The sequence below is a fragment of the Vibrio vulnificus CMCP6 genome (assembly GCF_000039765.1).
Lineage (GTDB): Bacteria > Pseudomonadota > Gammaproteobacteria > Enterobacterales > Vibrionaceae > Vibrio > Vibrio vulnificus_B.
Genome location: NC_004459.3, coordinates 2640854 through 2664060, shown reverse-complemented (window position 1 = coordinate 2664060; position 23207 = coordinate 2640854). Strand labels below are relative to the sequence as shown.

Annotated in this window: 26 protein-coding genes; 20 read left to right on the top strand and 6 right to left on the bottom strand. The window is 43.1% G+C overall.

Annotated features, from left to right (window positions below):
* Nucleotides 1-109 precede the first annotated feature (109 nt).
* The 5 genes from matP to VV1_RS23960 all read left to right on the top strand — a co-directional run bounded on the left by matP (nucleotide 110) and on the right by VV1_RS23960 (nucleotide 2834).
* Nucleotides 110-559: a macrodomain Ter protein MatP gene (gene matP, locus VV1_RS12530; RefSeq protein ID WP_011080472.1), complete on the top strand. Its 450-nt coding sequence runs from the start codon at nucleotides 110-112 to the stop codon at nucleotides 557-559.
* 15 nt (nucleotides 560-574) lie between these two features.
* On the top strand, nucleotides 575-886 hold the full coding sequence (locus VV1_RS12525) for a DUF3634 family protein (protein ID WP_011080471.1): 312 nt from the start codon (nucleotides 575-577) through the stop codon (nucleotides 884-886).
* A 104-nt stretch (nucleotides 887-990) separates the two neighbouring features.
* Entirely contained in the window at nucleotides 991-1317 is a 327-nt protein-coding gene (locus VV1_RS12520; protein WP_011080470.1) for a hypothetical protein, read from the top strand.
* Nucleotides 1318-1519: 202 nt separating this feature from the next.
* Nucleotides 1520-2737, top strand: coding sequence for an HDOD domain-containing protein (locus VV1_RS12515; protein ID WP_011080469.1), 1218 nt, complete (start codon nucleotides 1520-1522; stop codon nucleotides 2735-2737).
* A 16-nt stretch (nucleotides 2738-2753) separates the two neighbouring features.
* Complete coding sequence (locus tag VV1_RS23960; RefSeq protein WP_080505642.1) at nucleotides 2754-2834, top strand: DUF3693 domain-containing protein; 81 nt, start codon at nucleotides 2754-2756, stop codon at nucleotides 2832-2834.
* Nucleotides 2835-2982: 148 nt separating this feature from the next.
* On the opposite strand, the gene VV1_RS12510 is transcribed toward VV1_RS23960, so the two are convergent.
* From VV1_RS12510 to VV1_RS12500, 3 genes are all read right to left on the bottom strand, one after another.
* Nucleotides 2983-4707 carry an ATP-binding protein gene (locus VV1_RS12510; protein WP_011080468.1) on the bottom strand — a complete coding sequence of 575 codons (1725 nt, stop codon included), beginning with the start codon at nucleotides 4705-4707 and terminating at the stop codon, nucleotides 2983-2985.
* Complete coding sequence (locus VV1_RS12505; protein WP_011080467.1) at nucleotides 4694-5893, bottom strand: FIST signal transduction protein; 1200 nt, start codon at nucleotides 5891-5893, stop codon at nucleotides 4694-4696. Before VV1_RS12505 ends, VV1_RS12510 begins: the two co-directional genes overlap by 14 nt.
* Before the next feature lie 115 nt (nucleotides 5894-6008).
* Nucleotides 6009-6365: a hypothetical protein gene (locus tag VV1_RS12500; protein WP_043877168.1), complete on the bottom strand. Its 357-nt coding sequence runs from the start codon at nucleotides 6363-6365 to the stop codon at nucleotides 6009-6011.
* Nucleotides 6366-6615: 250 nt separating this feature from the next.
* Here VV1_RS12500 and ccoN point away from each other — a divergent pair, with 250 nt between their 5' ends.
* The 11 genes from ccoN to ttcA all read left to right on the top strand — a co-directional run bounded on the left by ccoN (nucleotide 6616) and on the right by ttcA (nucleotide 16591).
* On the top strand, nucleotides 6616-8049 hold the full coding sequence (gene ccoN, locus VV1_RS12495) for a cytochrome-c oxidase, cbb3-type subunit I (RefSeq protein WP_011080466.1): 1434 nt from the start codon (nucleotides 6616-6618) through the stop codon (nucleotides 8047-8049).
* A 12-nt stretch (nucleotides 8050-8061) separates the two neighbouring features.
* Entirely contained in the window at nucleotides 8062-8682 is a 621-nt protein-coding gene (ccoO, locus tag VV1_RS12490) for a cytochrome-c oxidase, cbb3-type subunit II (RefSeq protein WP_011080465.1), read from the top strand.
* Between the two features lie 11 nt (nucleotides 8683-8693).
* A complete protein-coding gene (locus VV1_RS12485) occupies nucleotides 8694-8867 on the top strand; it encodes a cbb3-type cytochrome oxidase subunit 3 (protein ID WP_011080464.1) in 174 nt (57 codons plus the stop codon).
* Nucleotides 8867-9844, top strand: coding sequence for a cytochrome-c oxidase, cbb3-type subunit III (gene ccoP / locus VV1_RS12480; RefSeq protein ID WP_011080463.1), 978 nt, complete (start codon nucleotides 8867-8869; stop codon nucleotides 9842-9844). Before VV1_RS12485 ends, ccoP begins: the two co-directional genes overlap by 1 nt.
* Before the next feature lie 86 nt (nucleotides 9845-9930).
* The gene (locus VV1_RS12475; protein WP_011080462.1) at nucleotides 9931-10407 is read left to right on the top strand and encodes a FixH family protein; all 477 of its coding nucleotides are present in this window, start codon (nucleotides 9931-9933) and stop codon (nucleotides 10405-10407) included.
* A 4-nt stretch (nucleotides 10408-10411) separates the two neighbouring features.
* Nucleotides 10412-12781 carry a heavy metal translocating P-type ATPase gene (locus VV1_RS12470; RefSeq protein ID WP_011080461.1) on the top strand — a complete coding sequence of 790 codons (2370 nt, stop codon included), beginning with the start codon at nucleotides 10412-10414 and terminating at the stop codon, nucleotides 12779-12781.
* A gap of 3 nt (nucleotides 12782-12784) precedes the next feature.
* Entirely contained in the window at nucleotides 12785-12955 is a 171-nt protein-coding gene (gene ccoS / locus VV1_RS12465; RefSeq protein WP_011080460.1) for a cbb3-type cytochrome oxidase assembly protein CcoS, read from the top strand.
* Complete coding sequence (locus tag VV1_RS12460; RefSeq protein ID WP_011080459.1) at nucleotides 12955-13632, top strand: sulfite exporter TauE/SafE family protein; 678 nt, start codon at nucleotides 12955-12957, stop codon at nucleotides 13630-13632. Before ccoS ends, VV1_RS12460 begins: the two co-directional genes overlap by 1 nt.
* Nucleotides 13633-13718: 86 nt before the next feature.
* A complete protein-coding gene (fnr, locus tag VV1_RS12455) occupies nucleotides 13719-14465 on the top strand; it encodes a fumarate/nitrate reduction transcriptional regulator Fnr (protein ID WP_011080458.1) in 747 nt (248 codons plus the stop codon).
* Between the two features lie 131 nt (nucleotides 14466-14596).
* On the top strand, nucleotides 14597-15544 hold the full coding sequence (gene uspE, locus VV1_RS12450) for a universal stress protein UspE (RefSeq protein WP_011080457.1): 948 nt from the start codon (nucleotides 14597-14599) through the stop codon (nucleotides 15542-15544).
* Nucleotides 15545-15658: 114 nt separating this feature from the next.
* Complete coding sequence (ttcA, locus tag VV1_RS12445) at nucleotides 15659-16591, top strand: tRNA 2-thiocytidine(32) synthetase TtcA (RefSeq protein WP_011080456.1); 933 nt, start codon at nucleotides 15659-15661, stop codon at nucleotides 16589-16591.
* 69 nt (nucleotides 16592-16660) lie between these two features.
* Here the strand turns inward: ttcA and VV1_RS12440 are convergent, their stop codons facing one another.
* The 3 genes from VV1_RS12440 to VV1_RS12430 are packed head-to-tail and all read right to left on the bottom strand — an operon-like array spanning nucleotide 16661 to nucleotide 18920.
* Nucleotides 16661-17323, bottom strand: a complete 663-nt coding sequence (locus VV1_RS12440) for a DUF2987 domain-containing protein (protein WP_011080455.1) — start codon at nucleotides 17321-17323, stop codon at nucleotides 16661-16663.
* Nucleotides 17324-17341: 18 nt separating this feature from the next.
* Entirely contained in the window at nucleotides 17342-18130 is a 789-nt protein-coding gene (locus VV1_RS12435; protein WP_011080454.1) for a glucosaminidase domain-containing protein, read from the bottom strand.
* The gene (locus VV1_RS12430) at nucleotides 18123-18920 is read right to left on the bottom strand and encodes a DUF2189 domain-containing protein (RefSeq protein ID WP_011080453.1); all 798 of its coding nucleotides are present in this window, start codon (nucleotides 18918-18920) and stop codon (nucleotides 18123-18125) included. Before VV1_RS12430 ends, VV1_RS12435 begins: the two co-directional genes overlap by 8 nt.
* Nucleotides 18921-19291: 371 nt before the next feature.
* On the opposite strand from VV1_RS12430, the gene potA reads away from it, so the two are divergent.
* From potA to VV1_RS12410, 4 genes are all read left to right on the top strand, one after another.
* Nucleotides 19292-20425 (top strand): spermidine/putrescine ABC transporter ATP-binding protein PotA, encoded by a 1134-nt coding sequence (potA, locus tag VV1_RS12425; RefSeq protein WP_011080452.1) that lies wholly within the window; start codon nucleotides 19292-19294, stop codon nucleotides 20423-20425.
* Nucleotides 20409-21266 (top strand): spermidine/putrescine ABC transporter permease PotB, encoded by an 858-nt coding sequence (potB, locus tag VV1_RS12420; protein WP_011080451.1) that lies wholly within the window; start codon nucleotides 20409-20411, stop codon nucleotides 21264-21266. The genes potA and potB overlap by 17 nt, the downstream gene beginning before the upstream one ends.
* Nucleotides 21266-22036, top strand: coding sequence for a spermidine/putrescine ABC transporter permease PotC (gene potC / locus VV1_RS12415; protein WP_011080450.1), 771 nt, complete (start codon nucleotides 21266-21268; stop codon nucleotides 22034-22036). Before potB ends, potC begins: the two co-directional genes overlap by 1 nt.
* Before the next feature lie 103 nt (nucleotides 22037-22139).
* A complete protein-coding gene (locus tag VV1_RS12410) occupies nucleotides 22140-23171 on the top strand; it encodes an extracellular solute-binding protein (protein WP_011080449.1) in 1032 nt (343 codons plus the stop codon).
* Nucleotides 23172-23207: the final 36 nt, after the last annotated feature.

The following is a 23207-nucleotide window of genomic DNA, read 5'->3' as shown; positions in this document are numbered from 1 at the left end:
GGTGAGGGAGGAAAAAGTTGATCTCTCTCTATCCTTCGACCACGTTTTGTTGAGAATTAAACCCACATGGGTTACGCTGTCACCCTAAGTAGCGCTAGGACATGGAAAAATGAAATATCAACAACTCGAAAACTTGGAATGTGGGTGGAAATGGCAGTATTTGATCAATAAGTGGAAAGATGGAGAAACCATCACTAAATATATTGATTCGAGTGAAGCTGACCATGCAGTTTCTGAACTAAGAAAGTTAGAACATGAACCGACCAAAGTCCTCGAGTGGATTGATTTGCACATGGCGGAGGAGTTGGACAAGAAACTCAAACAAGCCATTCGTGGTAAACGCAAGCGCCATTTCAATGCTGAGCAGATCCATACAAAGAAAAAATCCATCGATTTAGATTATCGTGTGTGGGAAAAGCTATCGACACGTGCGAATGAATTGGGTTGTACTTTGTCTGATGCCATTGAATATTTACTGAGTGAAGCTTCTCGTAGCGAAAAAGCGAGTGCAGCCGTATCGACTCTGAAAGAAGACTTAAGCAAGTTATTATCCGATTAGTGCAGGAGAACACACATGTTGTATGTCATTATCGTTGCCGCTATCGTTATCTTTTGGCTAGTGGCCATTGACCGCCCCGTATTGAAAGTTTCCTTTAAAGAAGGACACCTTCAGTCAATCAAAGGGAACTTGCCACCGTCTTTTCGCCATAATTTAGTGGAGATTGGTGAGAAGACGCCTTTTGATGGTGAAATGAAAGTTTACAGCTTACGTACTGGTGCAAAGTTGGTGTTCAGTAAACAAGTGCCAAAGAAAGTCCAACAAAGAATTCGTAACGTATTTCCACATCAAGGATTTAAGTCTAGCAAAGGTAAGAAACACGCCTAACAAACATATCAATTGCAACAACCACTAATCCTCCACGCAATTGAATAGAATCGACGTATATCATCCAGTCTGAGCACTGTATTGTATTTTCATTTGGAAAAAATATGCGATACAGTGTCACTTTTCTTATTTCATCTCTTTTACTTTTCTATCCAAGTGCAATTCATGCCGATGATTCCACTCGTAACCCAATAGCGTTAAAGCTAAAAAAGTCAGTACAAAAGAAAATCGACAAAGAATTTGTCCACTATTCGGGCTATTGCGACGTTGTCGTTTATTTTAATCACACTGACAAGCATGCGGTGGTTGAGAAGGTCAATGGGACGGGGGATGCCAAAATATGTCGCTTTGCGAAGCAAACAATCAAAGTCGGCAGTAAATTTCGCTATAAGGTACCGGAACGAATGATTGTCATTCACATCTCGAGCTAATTAATAATTGATTGAAAACATGGTGTGTTGTGAACGTTTACTACTCAATGTGATGTTCAAGAACGATTGTCGTCAGTGACTTATAGTGACAGAGTAGGCAATTTCAAGATTAAATAATGGAAGCAATATCACTTTGGTTTCTCATTTTTGGTCTCTATGGAATAAACTAAAACTAGTGATAAATCTTTAAAGGGATACAGATTTGCTACTCGCCAACAGACGGTATACACAAGAAGCGATTGAAACAGCGGAACAAGTGGCAAATGAGGTTAATGTTAGACATGCCAAGTGGTTAGTGAGTATGAAATACATTCTCGATCAGTCTAACGTTGATAACCTACTTAGTTTACAAGGTCGCTATTGCGAAGACGTTATTTTTTCTGAAGATGAGCGTATCACTCGCAATCAACGCATTTTATTAGAATGTGAGCAGGCAAAAGTGGTTGAGCGGCGTGAACAGGTAAAAGCAAGACAAAATACCCATAAACGTGTCGTTGTGGATGTTACCCGCCATGCTGAGCACATGATGATTGAGAAACTACTCAATACGCCTATAGATAAATTGTTCAATGGTATACCCAACTTTGATCATCTTGCTTCGTTTGCTTACTCACCATCCTTGAGTTTCTCCAAGTTGAGTACTTTGACAACCTTGAGTCATCAGCTTAGTTCAAGCGTTTTAGATCTCGTTACAAACCCCAAATTCTGCGAACGCATAGGGAAATCATCAAAAAGTGCGACTGATGCGAAAATAGCAATAGGGCAGATGGGCATAGAAAATTGCCGTTTACTTTTCCCTGTTCTGATGGCTAGGCCGATGCTCAAATGGTCCGATGCGAATACCAAGTTGATTGCTCCTAAAATGTGGCAACACATGATAGTCACCGCGAATGTCACTAGAATGCGCTTACAAGATGCAAATTTCAAAGAGCCCGATGCAGGCATCTTGATTGGTGTGTTGAGAACGGTTGGTCAGTTTCTCGCATCAAACCATTTTACACATACATTTGAAGATGCTTTAGTTGAGATGATGCTCAAATACCGTGAGCAAGATATGCGTGAAGAGTATTACGCTTGTGCAGAGGTCGTCGCCAATATGTCTTTTTTACCCAAAATTATTTTCGAACTTGAGGGACAACTAGCCAAACGAGTCTTGGAGTCCATGGATTGGCCAGCAAATGCAATGTTTATCAAAAATGCTGTGATTGAAGATATAGACAATGTGCCTGTTGAAGAAAGAAGTATTGCAGGAGCTGCATTAGCACAAAGTCGGGCATTCTCAATCTATGATGGATTACAGCACAGCAATGCATTCGTAGAAAAACACAAACCATATTGGTTTGCTCAAGTACAAATGCCAGGAACATCGCTTAAAGATATTCAAGCAAGAATGCCCGGACGCTTAACATTGTCTATGTGATTTGTACGCAATTTCAATGGTTTGCGGTGGCTTGGCTATGTGGATTGGTAGCCCTACGGAAGCGTTAGCTAAGTGCGCATTATGTATATTATGTTAAATTAAATATAACGCTACGTGAAATGTTTGAACCTCTACCACCCTTTATTGATATTGTTGCGCTTATTCATGATTAAACATAATTCGTATTTACCATAAAATACCTAATATAGAACCTTATTAATCAAAGATTTAAGGTTCTATATTGGTTATACGATTAAGGCTTCGATTGCGTTGGCAAGTTCTTGTTTTCGTACAGGCTTGGCAACGAAACTGTCCATGCCAACGTCTAGGCAATTTTGTTTATCGCTGGCTAAGGCATGGGCTGTTAAAGCGATAATTGGCACTTCAAATCCCTTTGCTCGTAGAATTTTAGTTGCTGTGAGTCCATCCATGACTGGCATTGACACATCCATAAACACCACATCCAGTGACTCAGTGTTGGACTCGATGAACTCTATCGCTTCGCTGCCATTGTTGGCAATAAACACGTTGTGGCCAAGTTTGTTTAAAAGCAGTTGGATAACCATTTGATTGGAATGTGTATCTTCTACGACTAAAACATTCAATGCTCTGTCGCGTTTGTTAGTCGTGCCGTCTTGGCTCAAACGAATTAGCTTGCGGCTTTTAACCGGAATTTTCACAACGAATGTCGAGCCCTTGCCAAACTGACTAGAAACACGAACCGTTCCTGACATGAGTTCAACCAAATGTTTTGTAATAGCAAGCCCTAGACCCGTTCCTCCAAATTTTCTGGTGATTGAACTATCTGCTTGTTTAAACGCAGTGAACAAAGAGCTAATTTTGTCTTTCTCAATGCCAATCCCGGTGTCTATGACAGAGATAGATAACTCATCATTCTCTAGGTTCACACGAATATCAATCTGGCCTTGCTGAGTAAACTTCACCGCGTTACCAATGAGATTAAATAACACTTGAGACAATCGGCTGGGATCAAGCCAATAGTGACGCTTGTCGTCAAGTTCGATGCTGAGTTCAATATTGAGCCCTTTTGTCGCCGCGACTAATTGCTGTTGCGATACCACAAAAGTGACAGTGTCATTTATGTTAATCCATTGAGGTGAAAGGGAAAATTCGCCAGATTCAATTTTGGATAGGTCAAGTATGTCGCTGATGATTGCCAGTAAAAGCCCTGCCGAACTTTCCATATGGGAGAGCAAGTTGATGTGACCTGCTGACATGTCGGACTGTTTGAGAACATCCAGCATTCCCAAAACAGAGTTCAATGGTGTTCTTAACTCATGGCTCATCATGGCTAGAAACTCGGATTTTGCTCGGTTGGCTCGTTCAGACTCTTCCCTGGCCAATGCCAATTCTCGGGTCCTTAATTCAACGATACGTTGTAACTTCTCTTTGTTTTCGATATCAATAACAGCTCGTTCTATCAAAGGCAAAAAGCGCTTGAGAGTTTCTTTCGCTTCAATACTGAACTGCCCTTTTGTATTACCGATCAGGAGAATAACGGATTGTGTGACCTGAGCATCAATACCCGTTAATAAAACAGAGTTAATGTGGCTTTTGATAAAGCTGTTGAGCTGTTTAAACTCTGACAACTCGGTGGGTTCGAATAGAATGATGCATTCGCCATTGAGCACTCGGCTAAATTTTTTTCCATCACACCAAGTTGTATTATTGAACACTTGGTTTGTCGTGAGCAACGTTGCGAAACTCTCTTTATCGCAGTGCCGGGTAAGGACCACAAAATCATCAAAGTTGATGTATTTCTTCAATACATTATTGAGGCCTAAGAAGATTTCGTGACGATTTTTTGCTTCACTCATTGCAGAGATTGCGCTGAGGATGGCTTTGTTTTCTTCAGCTAGTCGTTTTTCGAGTTCCCTACTCTTTTTAAGCTCAACTAATGCGTCGTGAAGGGCTTCTTTTTCAAACGTTGTCATGTTATTTACTTTCATCCGGTGAATGGAAAATAGCTGAAGAAATCATTAAGTTACCGTGCCCGTTTTCACCGCCAACGAAGCGCCCCTGCTCGCCGAAAGTAAACGGGCAAATAAAAGGTTTATCATCTAATTCATCTAGAAGTTGTTTCAAAACACTGTCGATATCGTGTTTTAAGTGAATCATAGGGCCTGCACAAAAAATGTTAATAACACCTATTTTTCGAGAGTCTTCTAGTTTTTGCCAAAATGCCGCATTGATAACTCGTGCTGCTCGGCTGATAAGCTGATCTTTACATCCCTGCATGAGGTAGATGCGCTCTCCCAGATCGACGGTAGAAAAGAGTTCAATACCATTTTCAGTCGTTTCTCTGACTGGGTGTGAAAGCTTAAAGTAAGGATAATCGTAGAGCTGCCCTGCAACTCGCCCTAACGGATACGCAGTTGCAATATCAAAGATCAATTGTTCTTGGTTGTACTCATCAAGATGAATTTTGGTCCAATCTTTGTACACGGAACTTGCGGGTTTACCATCAATCTCCAGTAGAACTCTATCGCTGACTTTCGTAACGAGCCCCGATAATTCTGTTGGCGTGTGGCCTGCACTAAACGCAGTGAAGATAGATTGTGAAGAGAAAAATACCGTGAGGCTAATGCCTTTTATGCTTGTTCCCTGCGTTGTGAAAATAGACCAGTTTCCTTTGACCTGATTGTCGGCTGCGCTTCCGCCGATAATAGGTACTAAAGTTCCAAACTTTTGGTCAATAGCTTCGATGATTGACTCCTCATTCCCTGGAGTCGCATGAAGTAAGATCAGACTAGGTACTTCCCCAACTCGGTCTGCATTGTGAAGTGCCATATCCAACGTTTTAAATACAATTTCCGTGACGCTGTCACTGCTTTCGTCGATGTCTGATATCCCAGTGCCATAAGCGTTGCTACCACTGTCATAGATAGCAAAAACACCAACAACAGGCCCTGGGTGAAATCCCTTATCGGTCATGATCGCGCGACATGAACTTGCACCATGTACAGGAATCGCAGGAAAATGTTGTCGGAAAGAATGTTGAAGTTTATGGCTAGAATACTCTTCGGTATAGTAGCAAATGAGCATCGCTAAGTGATCATGAGCGATCTGCTCTTTGATTGCAGCGACAGCGTGTTCTTCGTTGGTCAAATGACTAATAACAGATTGGCAAAGCATCACGTAGTAACGATTTCTAAAACTCCCCTTACTTTATACCAATCTAGTACTCCACTTCTATTAATTTGAATGAGAAGTACTGAACCAGTCTATAACAACGCGTGCCAAGTCTGATTTATAGAACAATAACCGCAATGGTCGTATTGTCTTTATTACGTATTTTTATTGATGTAGCAGTGCTTGCATCTAATAAAATGATGTTATCGCTGAATGGTATATTTGATGCTTTATTTTGATCTAAATCAATTTTTAAATTATTGTTTTTATCTGTTTGGATCTTAATTTGGTGGCTAGCGCGATAAATAATCATTTTACTGTTATCAAGTGTTAACTCGCATCGTTCTTTTTGTGAACAATCAATCTCTTCCAGCGGTTGATAACTCAACGACCTCCATATAAACGCCACCACTAATATCGTGAGCATGATTAATATTTGTGCAAGCCTTGCCTTTGTTAACTTTTGTGCCGGCATTTTTTCAGTTTTCCTTGTTACAAACTTCAAAGTTTTTAAATAAAAGATGATTTCCAGAGCGTCAGTAAGGTTACTACTCTGTCATTGAATTGTTAATTCAAGTATAGTGTGCCACTGAAAATGCCACTTTTTCTTAAAGTCGGCAAGAGGAATAAAGTGATGATAACGCAGTATTTCTTGAGTTGATTTGGGTGGTGTTACGACGCAAGTCGTGTTGGAAGTAAAGTGTAGTTAATTAGAAATTGGAAGCATGCAAATGAGCCAAGAAAAGCAGCTTGAACAAAACTACAACTATACAGTCGTTCGTCAATTTACCCTTGTGACCATTTTATGGGGTATTGTTGGCATGGCTGTTGGTGTTTTGATTGCCGCTCAATTAGTATGGCCACAGCTCAACTTTGATACGCCGTGGTTGACGTACAGTCGTTTACGTCCCCTGCATACTAACGCGGTCATTTTCGCGTTTGGTACAAGTGCCTTGTTCGCAACGTCATACTATGTTGTACAGCGCACCTGTCAAACTCGTCTATTTGGTGGTCCTCTCGTCGCCTTCACCTTCTGGGGTTGGCAGGCTATTATTCTTGCCGCTGCAATCACTTTGCCACTGGGTTTAACCTCCGGTAAAGAATATGCAGAACTTGAATGGCCAATTGATATTGCAATCGCAGTCGTATGGGTTTCATACGCGGTTGTTTTCTTTGGAACCTTAGTGAAACGTAATACTTCTCACATTTACGTAGCAAACTGGTTCTTTGGTGCCTTTATCATTACCGTGGCAGTGCTTCACATTGTGAACAGCATGGCAATCCCTGTTTCACTTGGTAAATCTTACTCGATTTACTCAGGTGCAGTAGATGCGATGGTTCAATGGTGGTACGGTCACAATGCGGTAGGTTTCCTTCTTACAGCGGGTTTCCTTGGTATGATGTACTACTTTGTACCAAAGCAAGCTGAGCGTCCTGTTTACTCATACCGTTTGTCAATTGTCCACTTCTGGGCTCTTGTTTCTTTGTATATCTGGGCTGGTCCTCACCACTTACATTACACAGCACTACCTGACTGGACTCAGTCTCTAGGTATGGTTATGTCTTTGGTTCTATTCGCTCCATCTTGGGGTGGTATGATCAACGGTATTATGACCCTGTCTGGTGCGTGGCATAAGCTACGTTACGACCCAATTTTGCGTTTCTTGATCGTTTCACTTTCTTTCTATGGCATGTCGACTTTCGAAGGTCCTATGATGTCAATTAAGACGGTGAACGCATTGTCACACTACACCGACTGGACTGTTGGTCACGTTCACTCAGGTGCGTTGGGTTGGGTTGCAATGGTATCAATCGGTTCGGTTTACCACTTGATCCCTCGCCTATTTAACCAAGAGCGCATGTACTCAGTAAGCCTAATCAATGTTCACTTCTGGTTGGCGACTATCGGTACAGTACTGTACATCGTTGCAATGTGGATCTCTGGTGTTATGCAGGGTCTGATGTGGCGTGCAGTCAACTCTGACGGTACGTTGACTTACAGCTTCGTGGAATCTGTTGAGGCTTCTTACCCATTCTACTTCGTACGTTTCTTAGGTGGTTTCATCTTCCTATCGGGTATGTTCCTAATGGCATACAACACGTACAAAACAGTGACTGCACCTAAGCAAAGCTTAAAAGCAGTTGCACAGCCGGCATAAGGAGATTGAAGAATGAGTTCTAATTCTAATAATCGCCACGAGATCATTGAACGTAATGTCGGTTTGTTGGCTATCTTTATCGTTTTTGCAATCAGTTGGGGTGCTCTTGTTGAGATCACACCGTTGATTTTCCAAAAACAAACAACTGAGCCTGTAGAAAATCTACGTGCTTATTCTGCTCTAGAGATGGAAGGTCGCGATATTTACATCCGTGAAGGCTGTAACGTTTGCCATAGTCAAATGATTCGTCCTTTCCGTTCAGAAACAGAACGATACGGTCATTACTCAGTCGCTGGTGAAAGCGTTTGGGAGCACCCTTTCCTTTGGGGTTCTAAGCGTACAGGCCCTGATTTGGCACGTGTTGGTGGTCGTTACTCAGATGAGTGGCATCGCGTTCACTTGTTAGACCCTCGTGAGCTAGTACCTGAATCAAACATGCCTGGTTTCCCATGGCTAGCTGAGAACGTACTAGATGGCAAATTGACCCAGAAAAAATTGGAAGTGTTCCGTAATCAGTTTGGTGTTCCATACACTGATGAGCAGATTGCAAACGCATCCAAAGATGTTGAAGGAAAAACGGAGATGGATGCCATCATCGCTTACCTTCAGTCTCTTGGTCATGCGATGAAATAAGGGGGCATATCATGGATTTCGGTACAATTCACAGTATTTATACCGTTGTACTTTTCGTTAGTTTTATTGGCATTGTTGCTTGGGCATACAGCAAAAAGCGTAAAGCGAGTTTTGATGAGGCCGCCAACCTTGTTTTTGCTGATGAAGAGAAATCTAGCCCAACTAAACAAGGAGTGACGAAGTAATGACTACATTCTGGAGTCTCTGGATTATCGTGATTACTGTCGGTACGCTTGTTGGCTGTGCTGTACTTCTTTACTGGTGCGCTAAAGATAAAATGGGCGTGGAAGAAGGTGCAGATATGGGCCACGAGTACGACGGTATTCGCGAGCTAAATAACCCACTGCCAAAATGGTGGACTTACTTGTTCGTAGGTACATTTATTTTTGCAGCGGTTTACCTAACCCTGTTCCCAGGCTTGGGTAATTTTAAAGGTGTTTTGGGTTGGCAAAGTTCTGCTCAGACAGTTCGAACGGTTGAAGAGTCTAAGCAAGCCATCGCCAACGCTCAATCAAACAAACAACTGAACCAATACGCAAAAGAGTTGGATGATGCTGATGCATACTTTGGTGAAGCATTCCGTCGCTTGGCGTTTGATGACAACGGCTTACGCCCTATCCCAGCTATTGCAGGTGATGATGAGGCGTTAAAGGTAGGCCAACGCCTATTCCTACAAAACTGTTCTCAGTGTCATGGTTCCGATGCGCGCGGTCAGAAAGGTTTCCCTAACCTTACAGACAATGCTTGGTTGTACGGTGGTGAACCTCAAGCTATCGTAACAACAATCATGCATGGTCGTATTGGCCAAATGCCAGCGTGGAAAGATGCACTTGGTGAGCAAGGCGTAGAAGAAGTTGTGAGCTACGTTTTGAGTTTGTCTGGTCGTAAAGTGAATGCGCGAGAAGCCGAAGCAGGTAAAGCTCGTTTCGTTGTCTGTGCAGCGTGTCACGGTACTGATGGTAAAGGTAACCCAGCAGTAGGTGCGCCTGATCTAACAGACAAAGATTGGTTGTTTGGTGATTCTCGCGCAGACATTACTGAAACCGTTATGAACGGACGTTCTGGTGTCATGCCAGCCTGGAAAGACATTCTAGGCGAGGACAAAGTTCAGCTTGTTTCAGCGTATGTTTGGAGCCTAAGCAACGGCGAAAATAATAAGTAACATTTCAATAACAGCCCCTTTTTAAGGGGCTGTCTTTCCTTTAAATTAAAGCCCTTATCTTTCATTTAGTTGTTGAGAACTTTTTTATGGTAAAGCCTTGGTATAAACAGTTTTGGCCGTGGTTTCTGATCATTTTGCCACTGACAGTGGTAGTGTGGACGATCGTGACAGTGGTAATTTTTTCACAAAACTCAGTCTCTCTTGTCGCGGAGGATTACTATAAAAAAGGTAAAGGGATCAATATAGACATTAGTAAACTGAATGTCGCGAAAGAACTGGGGTTGAATGCCACCGTTTCTTCAGATAACAATGTCATTGTTATCGAATTCAGCAAAGGTGATCTTCCTCATTTTCCTGCGTTGACCGCAACATTTACACATCGCACTCTACCCGACCGAGATTTCACACAATTGCTCACGGCGGATGCCAAAGGTGTCTATCGCTTATCGCTGGATCACAAAATGGAAGGGCCTTGGTTTATTGAGCTTCAACCACATGACCAAAAGTGGTTAGTTCAAGGTCGCGTTACTTTCCCTTCTTCCGCAACTGTTTTGATGAACTAAGACTATGACACAATCCTGTTATCACTGTGGTGAAGATGTACCGGTCAACACGGATTTTAAAGTTGAAATCTTAGGTGAAACTCGCGAAATGTGTTGCCCAGGTTGTGAGACCGTGGCGCAAACAATCGTGGATAATGGCCTCGTTTCTTATTACCAATATCGAACCGCGCCAGCAGAAAAAGTGGAGTTGGTGCCTGAGCAACTCAAGGCCCTCATTCATTACGACAACGAGGAAGTTCAAGCCGAGTTTGTGCGCAGCAACGACAATTATTGTGAAGTGATGCTTTCTTTAGAAGGCGTTTCTTGTGCGGCGTGCGCGTGGTTAATTGAAAAACAAGTGAATGGTCAAACGGGTGTGGTGTCAATTAAGGTAAATACCACCACGAATCGAGCACTGCTCTCTTGGGATAAATCCAAAACAAAACTGAGTGAGCTTCTTTCCGGCATTCATGCTCTAGGCTACAAAGCCGCCCCTTTTGAAGCGGATAAACAAGAGGCCTCATATCATGCGACGATGAAGCAGTATCTTTATCGACTCGGCATAGCGGGACTGGCGACAATGCAAGTGATGATGCTGGCCGTTGCATTGTATTTGGAAGTTTTTGGCGATCTTGAACCAGAGTTTAAGAATTACTTTCGTTGGGTGAGTTTGATTTTTGCAACACCAGTGTTGCTTTACTCTGCCCTACCATTTTACCTAAATGCTTGGCGCAGTATTAAAGGAAGAACCTTGGGGATGGATGTGCCTGTATCCATTGCCTTGATTTTTGCATATTGTGCGAGCTTAGTGGCAACCGTCACAGAACAAGGGGAAGTGTTTTTTGAGTCCATCTCAATGTTCACTTTTTTCTTGTTAGTTGGGCGCTTTTTAGAAATGCGAGCTCGTCGAAAAGCGGCGGCTGCAAGTGGTAATTTGCTTAAACTGATTCCTGCTATCGCCACAACGTTGGATGGCAAGCAAGTGCCGGTAAAGAGCTTAAAAATTGGTGATCAAGTCCGAGTTTTACCCGGTGAGCATATACCCGCCGATGGTTTTGTCGTTGAAGGACGAATCCATATTGACGAATCAATGCTAACTGGAGAATCAGTGCATGTCGTCAAGCGCGCTGATGACGCTGTTTTTGCTGGTACCCTCAATGGCGATGAGTCGTTTGTTTTGCAGGTAACGAGCTCGAAAGCGGATTCGGTGATTTCTAATATCGTTCGGCTTCAAGATGAAGCGCAGCACTCTAAGCCCAAAATTGCCGAAGTGGCAGACGTAGTGGCGCGTTATTTTGTTGGTGCTATTTTGCTTATTTCCGCAGCCACTTGGTTCTATTGGCACCAAACAAAACCTGAGGACGCATTTTGGATTATGCTGTCTGTTCTTGTGGCGACTTGCCCATGCGCGCTTTCTCTTGCAACACCAACGGCACTAACGTGCGCCACGTCTCGAATGGGTAACTTTGGTATCCTATTGCGAAAAGGACATGTATTTGAAACCTTGTGTAAAGTTAACCATTTAGTGATCGATAAAACAGGCACGCTGACCAAAGGCGACATTGAAATCGAAGATACAAAAACCTTCGATGAGTTCAATAAAGGAACGTGTCTTGCGTTAGCAGCTAGCTTAGAAAGCCATGCCAATCACCCTATTGCCCGTGCTTTCAAACCTTATTTTGATACAGATTTCCAGGTTAGTGATGTGGTCAACATCATTGGCTCCGGCATTTCCGGAACTTGGGATAATAAGGCGATAAACATTGGCAGCGCGGCGTTCGTTCTAGGTAGAGCCGCATTAGAAAAAAATGCGGTTTATATGTCCATTGATGGTAAGCATGTGGCAACATTCTATTACCATGATCCAGTTCGGAAAGAGAGCCACAAGCTCATTGAAAAGTTTGCCCAAGCAGGTATCAAAACCACTTTGTTAACGGGAGACTCGGCTGCCAATGCTGAGGGTGTCGCAAAGGCCGTTGGAATTGAGCACGTTATCGCGTCAGCGAAACCGGAGGATAAACTAGCGTATCTCAAAGGATTGGAAGAGAACGATATCACGATGATGGTTGGTGACGGCATCAACGATGCTCCAACACTAGCTGGTGCGCATTTATCTGTAGCAATGGGCAGTGGTACTGATGTCGCTAAGGCGTCTGCTGATATGACGCTGCTTGGGGATCGTTTAGATAAGCTCCTAGAGGCTCGAGAGTTGGCGTTAAGAGCTCGACGAATCATAAAGGAAAATCTCGCTTGGTCATTGGGTTATAACCTATTGATTCTACCTTTGGCTGTCGCTGGTTTGGTTGCGCCTTATATTGCGGTTGTAGGAATGTCTGGTAGCTCTATAATAGTGGTCTCTAACTCCTTAAGACTGCTCAAAGAGCGTGGAAAGTAAACAATGGAAAGTTTGTATCTTCTTATCCCAATTGCAATTGTGTTGGTTTGTGTTGCTGTAGCGATATTTCTTTGGGCGGTAAAAAGCGAGCAGTTTGAAGATCTCGAAAGGCAAGGCAGTAACATTTTGTTCGATGAAGAGCATGTCAAGCCGACGGAAAAAGAGAAATCTTGATGGCACCAGATGTTATTGGAGCCTTTATGATCGGCCTTGCCGGGGCCGGTCATTGCATTGGAATGTGCGGCGGTATCGCTTCTTTACTTAATCTAGGACAGCAACAAGCCTCTCCTATTCGCAACACCCTTCTTTATAATCTTGGACGCCTCACTAGCTATGCATTATTTGGTGCATTGATTGGTGGAGCTGTCTCATCATTAGCTGAGCTCAGTGGCTTAAATCAGTCTTTAGCTTGGCTAAGGTTGATTGCGGCATTTTTCATGATTCTCGTTGCTCTGTATATCTCCAAGATATGGAATGCACTCTTGTTCGTCGAAAAAGCTGGGCAATCTATATGGGGATGGATCAAACCAATAACCGCTCGCCTCCTACCTATTCAACATCCCTTACAAGCATTCCCTTATGGCTTTGTTTGGGGATGGTTACCATGTGGTTTAGTCTATTCTGCACTGACGTGGTCGGCGGTATCTGGTAGTTATTACAATGGTGCGATTATCATGCTGGCTTTTGGATTTGGAACTCTGCCAGCTATGTTACTTGTTGGCGTCGGTGCGCGATTTATTGCAAAGCTTCAGTCATCGTTAACATTTCGACATATCACTGCGTTAATGCTCATGATCTATGGTCTTTACACCGCTTACGACGCACTAAAATTGTTACACTTGATCAACTAACCTGAAGATGACGCACTTTTTTTTACTATCCTTTAGTATTAACCAGTGCTAAAATATTGACGTATATCAAATAGTGAAAGGTTGTTATGATTTCTGAAAAACCTGCGACAAAGCGCATCCAATCAGGTGGTTGTGCGATTCATTGTCAAGATTGTAGTATCAGCCAACTGTGTATTCCGTTTACATTAAACGAAGCTGAATTGGATCAACTCGATCAAATTATCGAACGTAAAAAGCCGATCCAAAAAGGCCAAGAGTTATTCAAAGCCGGTGATGATCTAAAATCTCTTTACGCAATTCGTTCTGGTACGATTAAAAGCTACACAATTACCGAGCAGGGTGATGAGCAGATTACGGCTTTCCACTTGGCTGGAGATTTAGTTGGTTTTGATGCAATTACAGGTGATAGCCACCCTAGTTTTGCTCAGGCACTAGAAACTTCAATGGTTTGTGAGATTCCTTACGAAATTCTTGATGACCTTTCAGGAAAGATGCCTAAGCTTCGTCAACAAATCATGCGCCTGATGAGTAATGAAATCAAAGGTGACCAAGAAATGATTTTGTTACTTTCGAAGAAGAATGCAGAAGAGCGTTTAGCCGCATTTTTGTACAATCTATCTACCCGTTTCTCGCAACGTGGCTTTAGTCCGCGTGAGTTTCGTTTGACCATGACTCGTGGTGATATTGGTAATTACCTAGGTCTTACTGTCGAAACGATCAGCCGCCTTCTTGGCCGTTTCCAGAAGTCAGAGATTCTTAGTGTAAAAGGTAAGTACATTACGATTCTTGACCACGATGCACTGATGGAACTTGCTGGCGTATCAAAAGAGTAAATCTCTACTGCGACGTAGCTCAACCCTGAGCTACGTCATGTTTTTCTTCATTATCTTCCTAATGTCCTAATATTTCTCTCTTTTCTACGCTAAAGTATTCATATGGTTCTACAACATAAGTGGGCTGAGATATGAGTATTTACAGTAAAATCCTCGTTGTTGCAGACATCAATAAAGATGAGCAACCTGCGTTAGCAAGAGCAGTTCAACTTGCTAGGAAGAGCGTTTCAAAAAGTCACATAACCTTCTTTCTATCGATTTATGATTTCTCGTACGACATGACATCAATGTTATCCATTGATGAGCGTGACGCGATGAGACGGGGTGTGATTTACCAACGTGAGCAGTGGTTGAAGAAAATTGCAGAGCCCTATCTCGATGACTCCGTAGAATTCGAAATTAAAGTGATTTGGCATAATCGTCCGTATGAAGCAATCATTGCTGAGGTCTTTGCCAGCGGCCACGACATTTTGATTAAAGGAACTCGTAAACACGACGTTCTTGAGTCGGTTATCTTTACACCTACTGATTGGCATTTATTACGCAAGTGCCCTATCCCTGTGTTGCTGATCAAAAATGCGGATTGGCCTGAGCATGCCAATATTCTTGCTTCAGTCCACGTTGGTTCTGAAAACGAAACTCACCTTGAATTGAACAATAGTATGGTTGAAAGACTAAAAGAGATCACGAACCGTTTGGATGCGGAAGCGTACCTTGTCAATGCGTACCCAGTGACGCCAGCCAATATTACTATTGAGCTACCAGAGTTTGATCCGACAACCTATACAGATGCTGTTCGTGGGCATCATCTAACAGCCATGAAAGCACTGAGACAGCAGCATGGTATTGATGAAGAACACACTATTGTAGAACAAGGCTTACCAGAGGATGTCATTCCTTCTGCCGCCGAAAAGCTGAATGCAGCAATGGTGATTCTTGGAACCACGGGGCGTACTGGCCTTTCTGCCGTCTTCATCGGTAACACCGCCGAGCATGTGATCGATAAAATCAACTGTGACGTTTTAGCGCTGAAACCAAAAGGCTACGTGAGTCCATTAGATCCAACGACGGCTTCATAACTCAAACTCCCGGGTAATTAGCCCGGGATTTTTTTGTCCGGTACTGGCATCTTGGAAATTTATCCGTATCATACGCACTTCATTTATTTTGATGTGTTTTAAGACTAACAGCCGATGACAGAGCAAATTCAAGAGCGCACTAAAGCTCAACAATATAACTTCAACAAGTTACAAAAGCGTATTCGTCGTAATACAGGCCAAGCGATTGCTGACTTCAACATGATCGAAGACGGTGACCGTATTATGGTGTGTTTGTCTGGTGGTAAAGACAGCTTTACCATGTTGGACATCCTGATTAGCTTACAAAAAAGTGCCCCAATCTCCTTTTCTCTTGTCGCTGTTAACCTAGACCAAAAGCAGCCGGGCTTTCCAGCGCATGTACTGCCTGAATACCTAGAAAGCTTAGGTGTGGAATATAAGATCGTAGAAGAAGATACTTACTCGATTGTTCAAGATAAGATCCCTGAAGGTAAAACGACCTGTTCACTTTGCTCTCGACTACGTCGTGGTATTTTGTACCGCACAGCCAAAGAACTCGGTGCAACAAAAATTGCGCTAGGCCATCATCGCGACGACATTTTGGAAACCTTATTTCTAAACATGTTCTACGGTGGAAAAATGAAAGGCATGCCACCTAAGTTGGTTTCAGATAATGGCGAACACGTTGTGATTCGTCCACTGGCATACTGCCGTGAGAAAGACATCATCAAATATTCAGATATGGCTGGCTACCCTATCATTCCATGTAACCTATGTGGCTCTCAGCCAAACTTGCAGCGTCAAAATATCAAACAGATGCTGAATGACTGGGATAAGCGTTTCCCAGGTCGTATTGAGACAATGTTCCGTGCAATGCAGAATGTGGTGCCAAGCCATTTAGCGGATTTTGAGTTGTTTGATTTTAAATCGATCAACAAAGATTCAGGCGTGATTAACGGTGGTGATATCGGTTTCGACAAAGAAGAAATGCCTGTTGCAACCGTCGAGGATGAAGATATGGTGCAAGAGTTTGATCCAAGCTTAAAGCTAGATGTGACCAATATTTAATCAGCTTACAAACACAATAAAGGCTACCATGTTGGTAGCCTTTATTTTATCACTTGAGTGTTCAACTCATTATTTCTTTGCCGCAGGTAAGTAAGGCAAAACGCGCATAGTGGGCTGTGGTAACACCATATAGCCCGCTTCGCCTATCTCACTAAGTGCCACTTGTACCTTACCGTTGATGATCGCTTTTTTCTGCCCATTGGAGAAGGTAATCATGTCGTTTAATTGATCGGCGAACTCCATTGTCACCCCTTCTACATCAGGCGTAAACCAGCTAGAAAACATGCCGCCTAAATCATCCAACATGGTTTTCATCTGTGGCATGAGTGGCTCTAGCTGCGCATACGTCACTTTTCCTTGTAATGGCTGCTTGGTCATTACAACGAGCGAGTAGTCACAGCGCATATCTTGCGGTGTCTGAACAAAAACCAGTGGATTTGCTGACTTGAGGTTGTTGTCTATTGGCAGCGGTAACTCTTTTGATGCGGGAATCATAAATTCTTCGTAATGCTCCTCCTTTTCCATCCACGCTTTTTCAATATCACAAAGCTGTTTGGTTTGAGGATTAACGAAAAAAATGCCGACCTTAACGTCTTCATGCCCCTCTTTGGTATTGTTTTTTAATTGAGAGAAGAGCTTTGAGTAGGTAAACATGTATTCTTGCGCAGCGACGGGTGTCACCACGAAAGAGGATAAGGCAGTACAGAGTAAGGTGAGGCCAATCTTTCTCATTCTATTTCTCTTATTGTTTTAGTTTGTCCAAAATTCTGCATTGTGGCGGATCATCGCTTGCAGATCATCAACATAATCCTGCCCTCTCTCTGAATAGGAAAGCAGGCCATTCGTCAGTTCTGTCGCCACGGAGACGCTTTGTAGATCGCGACCTTGCATATCAAGAGTGGCGCGAATCTCACGCAGCTCTCTGTATGCACGATTACGATTAACGTTCATAAAATAGCCATGAACCGAATCTTGAACCGAAGAAAACTTCGCCACTTCGTGGAAAGCACCTTGATTACGTTCAAGTGGAACCACACCACATCCTGGGGTATAGCACCACTGGCCAAAGAGATTGTTTGCTTGACGAGCAAAGCGCGAAGTTCCCCAAGCGGACTCGTTGGCGGCTTGAATCATGACGAGCGCTTCTGGCAACACATTGACTCTTAACATCAATTCATTCAAAGAGTCTTCATTAGCTTCTTCCGCTGAAAGTGTGACATTGTAACGAGAGGCTAACTTGTCGAGTCGAGCGTTCTGCTTTTCCGATAAGTTGGCTATATCCAAAGATTCTAGAAAAGAACGCTCTTCAAGCACGCGTTGGTTTTCCAGTGCCACCATAGGTCTTAGATAGTCGAAAAAGGCCCTTTTTTTCTCGGCGACACTTTGAATCGCAGCGAAGTCAGGTAAAGACTCAATAGCTTGCACTTGTTCTTTAGGTTGATGGTCTCGATAGAACACATAAGGACCGACAGCAGAGAAAGCAACAAAAGCCGCAACAGCGGTCACTTTTAAAAATGTAGATTGTGATGGGTTAAGCATTAAATACCTGTGAATTGTTATCGTTATTGTCGTCGGAACCGGAGGTAGCCACTATTTTCAAACGGATACCAAACATCTCGCGGTAGAGAATACCTTTGAGATGGAAGAAAAATGGCAAAACAAAAATCAACCCGATGCCATAAAAGATCGTTGCTACCGCAAACATCACCATCACCAGCAGGTACAAACCTGATACGACTAGAATTTTACGGTTGATCGCACGTAAAGAAAGCAGCAGAGATTGCATTGGTGGAACATTCTTTTCGCAGATAAGCAGAATCGAGTGACTAAACGCCATTGAAAGATAAAGTGAAAGCAAAGGAAAAATCATGCCCAGTAAGCCTTGAAGCATCAAGCTGAACAAGGTGGCAAGAATAACGGGAATCGTGTATTGAAGCCCTTTGCTGATGTGGCGAGTTTTCGTCTGTAAACCTGCGGCATGGCTCATCGCCATCAAGCTGACACCGGCAAAAATCGGCGCGCTAATCACTTCGTAGCTGAAGTTTGCTACATAAATAGCCGAAACAATTTGTTCAGTCAGTAAATCGGGATTGACGATGGCATCAAGGATCACACTCGGCTCACCAAGTTGCAGTTGAAGTGCGATATAGAAAATCAGCAACTGTAGCGCGAGTAACAGCACGATAGCTGGAGAAAAGCTGAAGAAATGCGACATCGTTTTCTTCCAAGCTTCACTAAAAACGGCTCCAGCACTCAGCTCATATTGACCAGAGAGCGCACTTTCAATAGTACCGCCAATGTTAATCTCTTTTTCGAATTCGTTTTTCATAGTTATCCTAAGCTGACTTACTTATCCTCTGTAAAATCTGCATTAATAGAAGGACGTTCATTATACTGAAATCTCTCTTTAGCTAAACTCTGTTTCTCTATGTATATCTTGCTTTATTCGCATTTTGATTGATAATTAACCACTTGAAATCTATAGGCGACAGATTAGTTTGTAACGGGATATTTTGGTCTCCATTCAATTACTTGTGAAAGCCGAATAATCCTAATAACAGTATGGTAAGTAATCGTCATTTTTACCTACAAAACTTTTTCTGTTTCGGGATGAGAAAATACTTTGAATTCACACTTTTGGTGATTATCATGCGCGCCTTATTGTGAATTACTACAGGTCATACTTGTTAGTTGGCCAATGTGGGAGAAATACAGACGTTGAACGCTAAACAAAATGCAGGACAACCAGTAATCCGTTTATCTGGTATCAGTAAGAGTTTCGATGGTAAGGAAATCATCGGTAATTTAAACCTGGACGTTAATCACGGTGAATTTTTAACGATTCTAGGTCCTTCTGGCTGTGGTAAAACAACCGTTTTACGCATGATCGCAGGTTTTGAAACTGCAGATAATGGCCAAATTACGATCGACAATCAGGATGTCACTAACGTTCCTGCAGAACAAAGGCATGTCAACACGGTATTCCAAAGTTACGCATTGTTCCCACATATGACTGTGTTTGATAATGTTGCGTTTGGCTTACGCATGCAGAAGGTCCCTGCTGCTGAAATCGAACCTCGCGTAATGGACGCGCTTAAAATGGTTCGTCTAGAGAGCATGGCTCAGCGTAAACCTCATCAGCTTTCTGGTGGTCAACAGCAGCGTATTGCAATTGCGCGTGCTGTGGTGAACAAACCAAAAGTACTATTACTTGATGAATCCCTATCAGCGCTTGATTACAAATTACGTAAGCAAATGCAGATTGAGCTTAAGCAGCTACAGCGACAGCTTGGCATCACCTTTATTTTCGTGACGCACGATCAGGAAGAAGCACTATCGATGTCAGACCGCATTATCGTCATGCGCTCAGGCGTTATCGAGCAAGATGGCTCTCCTCGTGAAATCTACGAAGATCCGAAAAACTTATTTGTTGCGCGCTTTATCGGCGAAATCAACGTGTTTGAAGCAACGGCCAAAGAACGCCTTGATGAAAACCGTATTCGTGCTGAGATTGAAGGCGTCGACTCAGTGGTTTACTTCGATCAACCGGTAACGGAAGGTCAGAAACTGCAAGTGCTACTTCGTCCAGAAGACTTACGTATTGAAGAGATCAAAGAATCCGAAGAGAAAGGTATTGTCGGTCATGTTACCGAGCGTACTTACAAAGGGATGACTCTTGATTCTGTTATTGAAACGGAATCTGGCATGCGTGTAATGGTAAGCGAGTTCTTTAACGAAGATGATCCTGATGTGGACCACTCTTTAGGACAAAAAGTCGCCATTACTTGGGTTGAAAGCTGGGAAGTGGTGCTAAGCGATGAGCAAGAAATTTAGTCTTCAAAACGCCATTATCACGCTGATTGTTGGTTGGTTGGTTCTTTTTGTTCTTATTCCAAACCTGATGATCATTGGCACCAGTTTTCTGACGCGTGATGAAGCCAACCTCATTGAAATGACGTTTACATTGGATAACTACGCGCGTTTGCTCGATCCTTTGTACGTGAAAGTGTTGCTGCACTCCTTCTACATGGCGATTGTGGCAACCCTTATCTGTTTGGTTGTGGGCTACCCATTTGCTTACATTGTGGCGAAAATGCCACACAAATGGCGTCCATTTATGCTGTTTTTGGTGATTGTGCCTTTCTGGACCAACTCCCTGATCCGTACCTACGGCCTAAAAATCGTGTTGGGTACGCAAGGCATTCTCAATAAAGCGCTATTGAGCATTGGTCTTATTGATACGCCTATGCGCATTATGTTTACCGAAACCGCAGTTATGATTGGTTTAGTGTACATTTTGCTGCCATTCATGATTTTGCCGTTGTACTCAGCCATTGAAAAGCTGGACGACACGTATATCGAAGCGGCAAAAGACCTAGGTGCAAATAAGTTCCAGACGCTAACAAAGGTCATTCTGCCATTGACAATGCCTGGCATTATCGGCGGTTGTTTGTTAGTTCTCCTCCCTGCTCTGGGCATGTTCTACATTTCAGACTTGCTTGGCGGTGCGAAAAACTTGCTGATTGGTAACGTCATTAAGAGCCAAGTGCTCAATGCACGTGATTGGCCATTTGGGGCTGCGACCAGTATCGCGCTGACCATCGCAATGGCGATTATGCTTTATGCCTACTATCGCGCGGGTAAATTGTTGAATAAGAAAGTGGAGCTGGACTAATGGGGCGTACAGTTAGATTTAGCTTTATGACGTTGGTTTATGCGTTTCTGTATTTACCAATCATCGTATTGATCGCCAACTCGTTTAACGAAAACAAGTTTGGTATGAAATGGGGCGGATTCACCACCAAGTGGTATCACGCGCTAGTGAATAACGACAGCTTGATGCAAGCTGCATGGCACTCGTTTAACGTTGCGATTTTTTCAGCAACTGCAGCAACGATTATCGGCAGTTTGACGGCGGTTGCCCTATTCCGCTACCAGTTCAAAGGCAAAAGTGCAGTCAACGGTATGCTGTTTGTCGTAATGATGTCTCCAGATATTGTGATGGCTATTTCGCTATTGGCGCTGTTTCTTGTGCTGGGTGCGCAATTGGGTTTCTTTACGCTTTTGGTTGCGCACATCACCTTCTGTTTGCCATTTGTTGTGGTCACGGTTTATAGCCGCTTAAACGGTTTTGATGTGAAAATGCTTGAAGCAGCAAAAGACCTTGGTGCAAGCGAATGGGTGATTCTAAAGCAAATTATTCTGCCATTGGCGAAACCTGCGGTTGCAGCTGGTTGGTTGCTGAGTTTTACCCTATCTTTAGATGACGTTATCATCAGCTCGTTTGTAACGGGCCCGACTTATGAGATTCTATCACTGAAAATCTACTCAATGGTTAAAGTGGGTATCTCTCCAGAAGTCAACGCATTGGCAACCGTCATGCTGGTCGTGTCACTCGTATTGGTGATTACCTCGCAAATCCTTGCGAGAGAAAAAGTTAAATAAACCGCCTTCTGGTTGTGTTTAAACGCGAAGCAGAATGGTGATTCACCATTCTGTTTTTTTATCGGAATGCCTTCGGGCAACGTTTGGTTTGGAGCTAACGTAAATGAAAAAATGGGCTACTTTATTAGCTGGTAGTGCATGTGCGCTTTCACTGTTTTCTGGTTCGGTTGCAGCGGAAGATAAAGAATTGGTATTTATGAACTGGGGTCCTTACATCAACAGTAATATCCTAGAGCAATTTACGAAAGAAACAGGTATCAAGGTGATTTACTCGACTTACGAGTCGAACGAAACCTTGTACGCCAAGTTGAAAACGCACAACCAAGGCTATGATCTGGTAGTACCTTCTACCTACTTCGTATCTAAGATGCGTGATGAAGGTATGTTGCAGAAGATTGATAAATCGAAGCTAACAAACTTCAAAAACTTAGATAAGAACTATCTAGATAAACCTTACGATCCAAACAACGACTACTCTATCCCACACGTTGTTGCGATCACGGGTCTTGCTGTGAACACCGATATGTACGATCCAAATGACTTCCAAAGCTGGGCAGACCTATGGAAACCTGAGCTTAAGGGCCAAGTCATGTTGATGGACGACACTCGTGAAGTGTTCCATATCGCGCTACGCAAATTGGGTTATTCGGGTAACACCACCGATGAAAAACAAATCGATGAAGCGTACGCAGAACTGCAAAAGTTAATGCCAAACGTATTGGTATTCAACTCTGACAACCCAGGCGCACCATACATGTCTGGCGAAGTTGGCGTTGGCATGCTTTGGAACGGCAGTGCGGCGGCAGCACAAAAAGAAGGTTTACCTCTAACGCTTGTTTTCCCTAAAGAAGGCGGCATTGGTTGGGTAGATAACTTTGCAATTAGTTCTGGTGCGAAAAACGTGGATGCGGCGCACAAGATGATCGATTTCCTACTTCGTCCAGAAATTGCAGAGCAAATCTCTAACGACACGGGTTACTTGACCGCTGTTGCTGAGTCAAACGCGAAGTTCAAAGATGTTGCGCCACTGTTCCCGTCACAAGAAGATCTTGACCGCGTAGAGTGGCAAGACGCCGTTGGTGACAAAACAGTGAAGTACGAAGACTACTTCATGAAGCTTAAAGCTGGCCAATAATCAGCACAATTGCTTCATTACTCATCATATAGGCAG